Raw genomic sequence first — 8,141 nt, forward strand, 5'->3', positions numbered from 1 at the left:
GCGCCCCCCCCCCCCCACCCCCCCCCCCCCCCCCCCCCCCCCCCCCCCCCCCCCCCCCCCCCCACAGGGTCACTGCTGGGTTCCAGGCCTCGTGCAATCGAGGAATCGCGAGTGTTATTGGGTTATGCAACGGGTAGTGGTGATGTGGCGCGTCACCTGCCCATCCACATACATATCCCCGGCAACCTCAGTATTCTCCAACACCTCACACCGACGTTCCGGCGGTGGCGGCGGCGCGACAGGCGCAGGCGGTGGAGGACTGGAACAACCGGCCAACAGCACAGCAAGAAAAGCCAACGGCAATACGCGTTTCCCAGGATTATTCATAGGACGACCCGCGGTAAAGAGAGACAAACTCCCGCAACCCAACCGGCCGCGGAAGACCTGACCACTCATTCTTTATAGCTGAGCGCCTTGTTAGCGCCAGTGGATTGGGGAGATTGGCTGGGATTGGCTGTCGGTTTTGCGGGATTTTCCGGCAGTGGGCTGGATTGAGATCATCGTTGTCGGCGAGGGCCTCATCGCGAGCAGGCTCGCTCCCACAGAAAAGCAAAATCAAATAAGCAAGCCACCCCACCACCCAACACGATGAGCGTTAGCTCGAGTACCGCTTTTGATCTTGATTCACAGGCGACGTCGGAAGGCTGAGTGGAGGGATTGATCCGGGCGTGGGAGTGCAGCGACCGTACGACGCAGTCGTACACAGCGGAAGGAGGTGCAGCGGAGCAAACCGTAGCCGCTGCGCCCGGATCAGTCCCGGAGCGAAGGAACCCGAGCCTGCGAGGGCCGAACGCAGGAGCAAGCCTTTTCGGTTACCTTTTCGGCGTTTGGAAAAGGTGACTCGCCGTAAGGGCGAAACCGCCAGCCGCAACACCCGCAGAAACGGATATACACCCAACCCCCCCAGAGCATGGCCGGCCCAAAGGCCGCCAAGACCCAAAGCGCGCTTAAGCCAAATCCGGATCCCGCGAAGAACGCAAGGAATTGCTCTCAAGCTCATACCGCAACTCATCCACCAACGCCTCGACCGCCCCAGGCGTACGTAGCGAAGCCAGATCCAGCCCGCTGATCACCAGATCCACCTGCCCCGAATCCAGGTGATACAACTTGACCGTCAGCGAATGATCACCATCCACCGAACACTCACAAGCCAGCGGCGCAAAACTGTGCTCGAGCCGAGCGCGCAACTGCGCAAGATTCATCATTGACGTTGTTCCTATGACTGTTTCAGAAGGGGCGCGATCGCAGGCCCAAAATGGCCCACACCGCACCCCACCAGCCTAAGAACACAACGCCTTGGCCAATACATGAATTTGCACCCTTGTAACTAGTGCATTTGCACCCCTCAACGCTGGCCCTTGGTGCCCCACTCTCCCGAAAACAAACCGCGCTCCCGAGCCCAGACGATCGCCTCGCTGCGGCTATGCACATCGATTTTCGAGTACACAGTGGCAACATGATTGCGCACGGTATTGGGCGCCAGTTTCAACCGCGCGGCGATCTCCTTGTCCGCCAGTCCTTCACAGATCAAGCCCAGCACATCGCGTTCACGGGCCGTCAGGTCAGTGAACGAGGCACTGGGCAGCTGCGGCGAGTTGATCTTCTTCACGTTGGCCAGCTTCTCGATCAGCGTCCGGCTGAACCACGATGCATCCTTCATCACCTCTTCGATCGCCGCGACCAGCTCAAGCTCAGTGCGCTTGCGCTCGGTCATGTCCATCAGCACCAGCAAATAGCAGGACGTGTCGTGAATGTTCACGGTGTCGGCCGAGACCGCACATTCCAGCAACTCCTCGTCCTTCTTGCGCACCGGCACATCTACCCGATCCACCCGACCGTTCTTCGCCAACGCCGACAATAACCGGGTGCGCGCGCTGTCGTCGTGGATGAAGCTCAATTGCGTCACGGTTTTGCCGAGTACGTCATCGCTGTCATAGGCCAGGGTATCGAGGAATGCCTGGTTGACGTCGATGACCTCCTGCTTTTCAGCGGTGCAGATCAGAATCGGCACCGGAGTCAGACGAAAAGCCTTGGCAAAGCGCTCCTCGCTCTGACGCAAGGCCACTTCGACCCGGCGCCGAGGCTCCATGTCGACGAAGGAGAACAGCATGCAATTCTCGTCATTGAGCAGCAGCGGCTGACCGGCAACGATCACCTGTTTACTGCCACCGTCGGGGAGGCGCAGTTCTGCCTGCATCTGCGGAATGGTCGCGACATCGCGCAAGCGCTGAACGGCCAGATCGCGCTGATCGGCCTGTTCGAAAATATCGATTTCATACGCCGAGGTGCCGATCACCTGATCGCGGGTATAGCCGGTCATTTCCAGAAAGCCCGGGTTGACCTTGATGTAGCGCAAATCGCTGAGACGACAGATCACTGCCGGCGCGGGGTTGGCGTTGAAGGTTTTTTCGAAACGCTGCTCGGCGTTGGCCCAGTCGGTGACGTCGCTCATGATCAGCACCAGCGACTCGGGCTGGCCGACGCGGTCGGTCAGCACCATGCTGCGCACGCTGTGCACCCAGACCCGCTCCGGGTCGTCCACGGACGAGACTTCGATCAGCACATCATTGAACGCCTCGCAGCGGGCGACGCGGCTGATCGGGTAGTTGTCCGGCGGCAAGACATGATTGTTGCGATAGCGCAGCGTGAAGCGTTTGGCGTACTCGTCGGCGTTGCTGCCCAGATCACCGATGGTGCTGACACCGTGCATGGTCAGCGCCGCTTCGTTGGCCCAGAGGATGCTTTTGTCGAGTTCCAGCAGAATCACCCCGTCCGACAGCCCGGCGATGATCTGCTGCAACTGGCGACGGTTGGTTTCGGTGGTCAGGACTTCCTGGCTCATTGGATCTCCACACTGTGATGCGGCTAGGTGAAGAGTACGACCGCAGCGGTTCGGGATCGTGCCACGGCCTCAAAATCGCCAGAAATCCCCTGTGGGAGCGAGCCTGCTCGCGAAAGCGCTGGGTCAGATAGGCCATTCGGTGACTGACCCGGCGCATTCGCGAGCAGGCTCGCTCCCACAGGTTTACTGGGTGTGTTTACCTTAGGCGGCACGCTCGCTGTCCGCCACCATCGCCGAAGCCGCGAGCATCGCCCTTAGCAACACCGCGCACCCCGCCGCGAGATCATCCGGTGCGGCATTCTCTATTTCGTTATGGCTGATCCCACCCTCGCACGGCACGAAGATCATCCCGGCCGGACCTAGCTCGGCGAGAAAGATCGCGTCATGCCCGGCGCCACTGACAATGTCCATGTGCGACAGACCCAGCCCTTTCGCGGCGCCGCGCACCGCCTCCACACAGCCCTTTTCGAAGTACAGCGGCGGGAAGTCGGCGGTCGGGGTCAGTTCATAGGTGAGGCCGTGTTCTTCGCAGGTCGCATCGATCACTTGTTTCACTTCGGCAATCATCGAATCCAGCCGCGCTGGCTCCAGATGCCGGAAGTCGAGGGTCATACGCACTTCGCCGGGGATCACGTTGCGCGAGCCGGGATAGGCTTGCAGGCAGCCGACCGTGCCGCAGGCGTGGGGCTGATGACCGAGGGCGGCGCGGTTGACGGCGCCGACGATCACCGAAGCGCCGACCAGGGCATCCTTGCGCAGGTGCATCGGCGTCGGGCCGGCGTGGGCTTCGACGCCGCGCAATTTCAGGTCGAACCACTTCTGCCCTAGCGCGCCGAGTACCACGCCGATGGTTTTCTCTTCGTCCTCGAGGATCGGGCCTTGCTCGATGTGCGCTTCGAAGTACGCGCCGACTGGATGCCCGCTGACCTTGCGCGGGCCGGCGTAGCCGATGGCATTCAGTGCTTCGCCGACCGTGACGCCATCGGCATCGACCTTGGCGAGGGTTTCTTCGAGGGTGAATTTCTCGGCGAAGACTCCGGAGCCCATCATGCACGGGGCGAAGCGTGAGCCCTCTTCGTTGGTCCAGACCACCACTTCCAGCGGCGCTTCAGTTTCCACGCCGAGGTCGTTGAGGGTGCGCAGCACTTCGACGCCGGCGAGCACGCCGAAGCAACCGTCGAACTTGCCACCGGTGGGTTGAGTGTCGATGTGGCTGCCGGTCATCACCGGGGGCAGGTTCGGGTTGCGTCCGGCGCGCCGGGCAAAGATGTTGCCGACGGCATCGACCGTGACGCTGCAACCGGCGTCCTTGCACCACTGCACGAACAGGTCGCGGGCCTGGCGGTCGAGGTCGGTCAGGGCCAGGCGACAGACGCCGCCCTTGACCGTGGCACCGAGTCTGGCCAGTTCCATGAGCGAGGCCCAGAGGCGATCGCGGTTGATGTGCTGATGGGTGGATTGCAGAACGTCTACGGCTGCGTTCATGGGGATCTCCTCAATGCTGATGCCGATAGTGCCCATGCTCTGCGTGGGCATTCATCCATGGACGCTCTGCGTCCGCTGTTGGGACGCAGAGCGTCCCGGGCTGCATTCCCACGCAGAGCGTGGGAACGATCATGTGTTACACCGCTGTTTTCACGGCAGAAGGCTGCGCCCGCATTACACACAACCCGTAATAAATCACTCCGCCCAACGCCGAGCCGGTGAACCAGCCATAGCTGTAGAACCAGCTGAACGCGTCGCTGCCCAGCGACAGCAAGGTCAGCGCCACCGGCACGCCAAAGGCGAGAAAACCCGCCCAGTTCCAAGCCGGATACACGTCATCGCGGTACAGCCCGGCGAGGTCCAGTCGCTGTTTCTTGATCAGGAAATAATCCACCACCATGATCCCGGCGATCGGCCCGAGCAGGCTTGAGTAGCCCAGCAGCCAGTTCGAATACACGGCTTCCAGGCTGATGTCGGAAACGATCAGGCCAAGCTTTTTCAGCAGTTCATGGCCCATCAGCACCAGCCCGACCAGACCGGTGAGCAACACCGCTTTGGTGCGGTTGATCACCTTCGGCGCGATGTTCTGGAAGTCATTGGTTGGCGAGACGATATTGGCGGCGGTGTTGGTCGACAGTGTGGCAACGATGATCAGCGCCATGGCCACCGCGACCCACACCGGGCTCTGGATATGGCCGATCAGCGTGACCGGGTCGGACACGGTGACGCCGACCAGTTTCACCGATGCGGCGGTCATCACCACGCCCAGCGCAGCGAACAGGAACATGGTCAGCGGCAGGCCGAAAATCTGCCCGAGGATCTGATCCTTCTGGCTCTTGGCGTAGCGACTGAAGTCGGGAATGTTCAGCGACAGCGTGGCCCAGAACCCGACCATTGCCGTCAGCCCTGCCGCGAAGTAACTCACCACGCTGGCGCCTTCCGGACGCTTGGGCGGGATCGCCAGCAACTCAGTCATCGACACATTGGGCATCGCCCACACCAGCAGGCCTATGCCCACCGCCACCAGTAACGGCGCCGACAAGGTTTCCAGCCATTTGATCGACTCGGCACCGCGAATCACCACCCACAGATTCAGCGCCCAGAACACCATGAAACCGATCACCTCGCCGGTGCCGCCGAGGGATTTCCAGCCCTCGAACACCGAGCCGAGAAACAGGTGAATCGCCAGGCCGCCGAACATGGTCTGGATGCCGAACCAGCCACACGCCACCAACGCGCGGATCAGGCACGGCACGTTGGAACCGAGAATGCCGAACGACGAGCGCAGCAGCACCGGAAACGGAATGCCGTACTTGGTGCCGGGGAAGGCATTGAGGGTCAGCGGAATCAACACGATGACGTTGGCAAACAGAATCGCCAACAGCGCTTCGCCGACGCTCAAGCCGAAATACGCGGTGAGCACGCCGCCGAGGGTGTAGGTCGGCACGCAAATCGACATGCCGACCCACAGCGCGGTGATGTGCCATTTGTTCCAGGTGCGTTCGCGCACCTTGGTCGGTGCCATGTCGTGGTTGTAGCGGGGACTGTCGAGGACATCACTGCCCGCTTCGAGCTCGTACAAGCCGTCGCGCTCGGTCACTTGTGATCTGGTCTGTTGCATGGCCGCTCCACTGTTCTTCTGATTATTTTTTGCTCATCAGGCGGCTGGCGCATACGGCGCCAGCCGGACGATGGCCGGAGGAACTGACAACTTTCATGCACCGGCCATGGTGCCAGCGGCGGCATCAATAAACGTGCCGGGTCTGGCGCTTAACGCTTGGGCGGTGCACTGCACGCTTTGCAACTTTCTGATATTCATCAGTTTTAATTGAATATTCGATGAGTCCGGGAAAACTTGTCTGAACGCTCAGGCTAAACGTCGGGCAAGTTGTCCGAAGTGTCAGGACTCAAACTGGTGCACTGCATTTATTTTTGTCGGTGAACCCGCAACCGCAGCACAACTTCAAGCGGCTGATTTCACATAGGAAATCTTGCTCATATTTCCATCCTGTCAAGTGCGTCAAAATGGTGAGCAGCCTCACCATTTTGGTGATTTTCATTATTTATCCTTATTTATCAATAGCTTGAAACAGCTATAAGCTTATAAAAAATATTCTTGATCATTCTTGAAATCGCGACTAGTTTCTATTCCTGACAGCGATGACAGGAATACGAACTGCGCCGCTGTACTTCAATAAAACATTTAGAACCGGCACAAGTCGGTCATGCCTGCGAGGAATCCGGAATGTCTCTGTTGATCCGTGGCGCCACCGTTGTTACCCATGATGAAAGTTACCGCGCCGACGTCTATTGCGCTGACGGCGTGATTAAAGCCATTGGGGAAAACCTCGACATTCCCGCCGGCGCAGACGTGCTCGACGGCAGTGGTCAGTACCTGATGCCCGGCGGCATCGATCCGCATACGCATATGCAACTGCCGTTCATGGGCACCGTGGCCAGTGAGGATTTCTACAGTGGCACGGCGGCGGGTCTGGCCGGCGGCACCACGTCGATCATCGACTTTGTGATTCCCAACCCGCAGCAATCGCTGATGGAAGCGTTTCATCAGTGGCGCGGCTGGGCGCAAAAGTCTGCGTCGGACTATGGCTTCCACGTCGCAATCACCTGGTGGAGCGAGCAGGTGCGCGAGGAAATGGCCGAGCTGGTCAGCCACCACGGCATCAACAGCTTCAAGCATTTCATGGCCTACAAGAACGCGATCATGGCCGCCGACGACACCCTGGTGGCGAGTTTCGAGCGCTGCCTGGAACTCGGTGCGGTGCCGACCGTGCACGCGGAAAATGGCGAACTGGTCTATCACCTGCAACGCAAGCTGATGGCCCAGGGCATTACCGGGCCGGAAGCGCATCCGCTGTCGCGACCTTCGCAGGTCGAAGGTGAAGCCGCGAGCCGGGCGATCCGTATCGCCGAAACCATCGGAACGCCGTTGTACCTGGTGCACGTTTCCACCAAGGAAGCCCTCGACGAAATCACCTATGCCCGCAGCAAGGGCCAGCCGGTTTACGGCGAGGTGCTGGCCGGGCACTTGCTGCTCGACGACAGCGTCTATCAACACCCGGACTGGCAAACCGCCGCCGGCTACGTGATGAGCCCGCCGTTCCGTCCACGCGGCCATCAGGAGGCGCTGTGGCACGGGCTGCAGAACGGCAATCTGCACACTACCGCCACCGACCATTGCTGCTTTTGCGCGGAGCAGAAAGCCGCCGGCCGCGACGACTTCAGCAAGATTCCCAACGGCACCGCCGGTATCGAAGACCGCATGGCGGTGTTGTGGGATGAAGGCGTCAACTCCGGGCGATTGTCGATGCAGGATTTCGTCGCGCTGACCTCCACCAACACCGCGAAGATATTCAATCTCTATCCACGCAAAGGCGCGATCCGCGTGGGCGCCGATGCCGATCTGGTGCTGTGGGATCCGCAAGGCACTCGGACCATTTCCGCCAAGACCCACCATCAGCAGGTGGACTTCAACATCTTCGAAGGCAAGACCGTGCGCGGCGTGCCGAGCCACACCGTCAGCCAGGGCCGTGTGGTCTGGGCCGACGGCGACCTGCGCACCGAACGCGGCGCCGGACGCTACATCGAACGGCCGGCCTACCCGGCAGTGTTTGATTTGTTGAGCAAGCGGGCGGAGTTGCATAAGCCGACTGCCGTTAAACGCTGACCCCTAGTGATCGTTCCCATGCTCTGCGTGGGAATGCAGCCCGGGACGCTCTGCGTCCCATTGGAACGCAGAGCGTCCCTTGAGGCATTCCCACGCAGAGCGTGGGTACGATCAACCACTGCCCACCAG

General features: G+C 60.6%; 6 protein-coding genes. 1 reads left to right on the forward strand and 5 read right to left on the reverse strand.

Annotation, left to right across the window (positions count from 1 at the left end):
• Nucleotides 1-947: 947 nt before the first annotated feature.
• From OK411_RS17290 to OK411_RS17310, 5 genes are all read right to left on the reverse strand, one after another.
• Entirely contained in the window at nucleotides 948-1,205 is a 258-nt protein-coding gene (locus OK411_RS17290) for a DUF1652 domain-containing protein (RefSeq protein WP_016775126.1), read from the reverse strand.
• 140 nt (nucleotides 1,206-1,345) lie between these two features.
• Nucleotides 1,346-2,842, reverse strand: coding sequence for a helix-turn-helix transcriptional regulator (locus OK411_RS17295; RefSeq protein WP_258602997.1), 1,497 nt, complete (start codon nucleotides 2,840-2,842; stop codon nucleotides 1,346-1,348).
• Between the two features lie 201 nt (nucleotides 2,843-3,043).
• Entirely contained in the window at nucleotides 3,044-4,327 is a 1,284-nt protein-coding gene (locus OK411_RS17300) for a Zn-dependent hydrolase (RefSeq protein WP_038862206.1), read from the reverse strand.
• A 136-nt stretch (nucleotides 4,328-4,463) separates the two neighbouring features.
• A complete protein-coding gene (locus tag OK411_RS17305; RefSeq protein WP_264365428.1) occupies nucleotides 4,464-5,948 on the reverse strand; it encodes an NCS1 family nucleobase:cation symporter-1 in 1,485 nt (494 codons plus the stop codon).
• Between the two features lie 286 nt (nucleotides 5,949-6,234).
• On the reverse strand, nucleotides 6,235-6,387 hold the full coding sequence (locus tag OK411_RS17310; RefSeq protein WP_163018901.1) for a hypothetical protein: 153 nt from the start codon (nucleotides 6,385-6,387) through the stop codon (nucleotides 6,235-6,237).
• A 185-nt stretch (nucleotides 6,388-6,572) separates the two neighbouring features.
• Here OK411_RS17310 and hydA point away from each other — a divergent pair, with 185 nt between their 5' ends.
• Entirely contained in the window at nucleotides 6,573-8,012 is a 1,440-nt protein-coding gene (hydA, locus tag OK411_RS17315; RefSeq protein WP_264365429.1) for a dihydropyrimidinase, read from the forward strand.
• The last annotated feature ends 129 nt before the right edge of the window (nucleotides 8,013-8,141 follow it).

This window comes from Pseudomonas sp. RG1 (genome assembly GCF_025910115.1).
Classification (GTDB): domain Bacteria; phylum Pseudomonadota; class Gammaproteobacteria; order Pseudomonadales; family Pseudomonadaceae; genus Aquipseudomonas; species Aquipseudomonas atacamensis.

What these genes read in the sequence shown, in the direction of transcription:
- OK411_RS17290 (WP_016775126.1), bottom strand. Translation starts at nt 1,205, where the DNA reads ATGATGAATCTTGCGCAGTTGCGCGCTCGGCTCGAGCACAGTTTTGCG.
- OK411_RS17295 (WP_258602997.1), bottom strand. Translation starts at nt 2,842, where the DNA reads ATGAGCCAGGAAGTCCTGACCACCGAAACCAACCGTCGCCAGTTGCAG.
- OK411_RS17300 (WP_038862206.1), bottom strand. Translation starts at nt 4,327, where the DNA reads ATGAACGCAGCCGTAGACGTTCTGCAATCCACCCATCAGCACATCAAC.
- OK411_RS17305 (WP_264365428.1), bottom strand. Translation starts at nt 5,948, where the DNA reads ATGCAACAGACCAGATCACAAGTGACCGAGCGCGACGGCTTGTACGAG.
- OK411_RS17310 (WP_163018901.1), bottom strand. Translation starts at nt 6,387, where the DNA reads ATGAAAATCACCAAAATGGTGAGGCTGCTCACCATTTTGACGCACTTG.
- hydA (WP_264365429.1), top strand. Translation starts at nt 6,573, where the DNA reads ATGTCTCTGTTGATCCGTGGCGCCACCGTTGTTACCCATGATGAAAGT.